Genomic DNA, 1,675 nt, shown 5'->3' on the forward strand with positions numbered 1-1,675 from the left:
TAGCAAGATGGGATTCCACAGCGCTCGCGTGGTGGTCAAGGGCATCGGTTATGGCTTTTCTCGCCTGTGCCGAGCTTTTGATGCTTTCCAGCAAGGGGGTCTAGAGGGGCTTGGGGCCTATCTAAACCCGCTGAGCGACGGATTTTTGGCAGAACGCAGGGTGCTGATGAAGACCGCTCCGGAGTTGCAAAGAACCGGGGTGCAGGGGAAGGCAGAGCCTCAGGTTCACACCATACAACCAGCCCCTCAGAGCCCTAACATCGTCCCAGAACAGGTGGCGGTGCAGCAGTACTTTACTCAGTACAGGGATCAAAAATTCGTGGTGGGGAATCATAGAGATATAGAAAAAGCTATGAGAGATCGTAACAAAGAATGTAAATCTATTATGGAAAAGCGCACTGCTCGCCATCATGTAGGCACCCAGAAAAATAATGAAATCTTCGTTCAGTCGGATATCCATAGAGATGATGGCATTAGTATTTTGATTCCTAGAGAATGGCATGAAAGGGGGAACGTCCATACCGCAAACCAGAAAGAACTGGATAATTTTCGCCAGGCTCTATGTGTGAGCATTCGGGATATGCGAAAGCTCCCGGACCGCCTTCCCAGCGGGGCTCTTCAGACGGAAGTTCGAGAAGAGTTGAACGATGCATTACTGGAAGCCCTTCGAAAAAATCGAGAAATCTTTCCCGAGCAAATGAAAAAGAAGGGAGGTGCACCATGAAGTATACCTGTCTTCAAGATGTTCTGGATGAAATTTACGCTGCAGAGTATTCCGGGGATTATCTTCCACTTGGTGATGAAGCACAGTGGAAGGAAGGGTTAAAAACCTTTGGAACTAAGGAAGGTATGCTCTCGGCCCTGGCATATTATTTTAATATCTGGGACCAAGGCGAGAGAGGTATAAATTTTCGGCAAGAAGAAGGGGGATGTAAGATCTTTGAGCGAGCCGCTTGGACATTTTTTTATATATTTGACTCCATTGCTTTATTAAAAGATCCTTCTGTCATTCCAGAACTCATGGAGTATTTTCCTCCAGAAGGGAAAGAACGATGGCCTTGGACTATGGAGGATATATGGACGGAAATGATGTTGCAAACTGTGGCAGATTCTAATTTTGGTCCCACTTACATGGATTGGATTATGAGATCGTTACACCTACTGCATCCCGGATCCCGTTGGGCTGCCAGCTCTTTTATGTTTAGTATGATTTTCGATACCTTTTATGAAATTAAGCCAGATGAATTTCCTGAGCTTCCCATAGTGGATGCTTTGCCCTTGGGAAAGGGGGATTTGGTGTTGAGTTTGTTGGAAAATGAAATTTTAAGATGGCAAGAAGCGTTAGAAAGGGCTAAGGCAAGATTGTGTAAAACTCCTTCTTCTGAAAAAGAAATGAAACAAGCGAAAAACGCAGTAGATTCAGCAAAAGAAAGTTTAGCCTGCGCTGAATACGTCCGGGGCCAGCTGCTCCTTCTTCCCAAGGAGGTTATTAGCATTGGGCATCGGTAAATTCTTTCGAAAATTATGTTCCTTTTGGGCAGATCGGGAGCCGGGAACAAAGGAGGATGCGGTATATACGGGCTCCAGCTCGGTATTTCATCCCTCTTCCATTGAGGCGCAGGAGATCTCCGGCCGGGTGGGGGCCATCCTCCATCAGGGCACGCAGATGAAGGGC

The 1,675-nt window shown here is 46.9% G+C and carries 3 protein-coding genes; all 3 read left to right on the forward strand.

Annotated features, from left to right (window positions below):
- On the forward strand, positions 1–724 hold a 724-nt coding region (locus HCUR_RS09385; protein ID WP_243397227.1), incomplete at its 5' end, for a hypothetical protein.
- Positions 721–1,509, forward strand: coding sequence for a hypothetical protein (locus HCUR_RS00585; protein ID WP_104206300.1), 789 nt, complete (start codon positions 721–723; stop codon positions 1,507–1,509). The genes HCUR_RS09385 and HCUR_RS00585, both read left to right, overlap by 4 nt.
- A partial coding sequence (locus HCUR_RS08055; RefSeq protein WP_165780588.1) for a hypothetical protein occupies positions 1,496–1,675 on the forward strand: 180 nt, incomplete at its 3' end. The genes HCUR_RS00585 and HCUR_RS08055, both read left to right, overlap by 14 nt.

This window comes from Holospora curviuscula, from assembly GCF_002930195.1.
In the GTDB taxonomy this organism is placed as follows: Bacteria; Pseudomonadota; Alphaproteobacteria; order Holosporales; family Holosporaceae; genus Holospora; species Holospora curviuscula.

What these genes read in the sequence shown, in the direction of transcription:
- HCUR_RS00585 (WP_104206300.1), top strand. Translation starts at nt 721, where the DNA reads ATGAAGTATACCTGTCTTCAAGATGTTCTGGATGAAATTTACGCTGCA.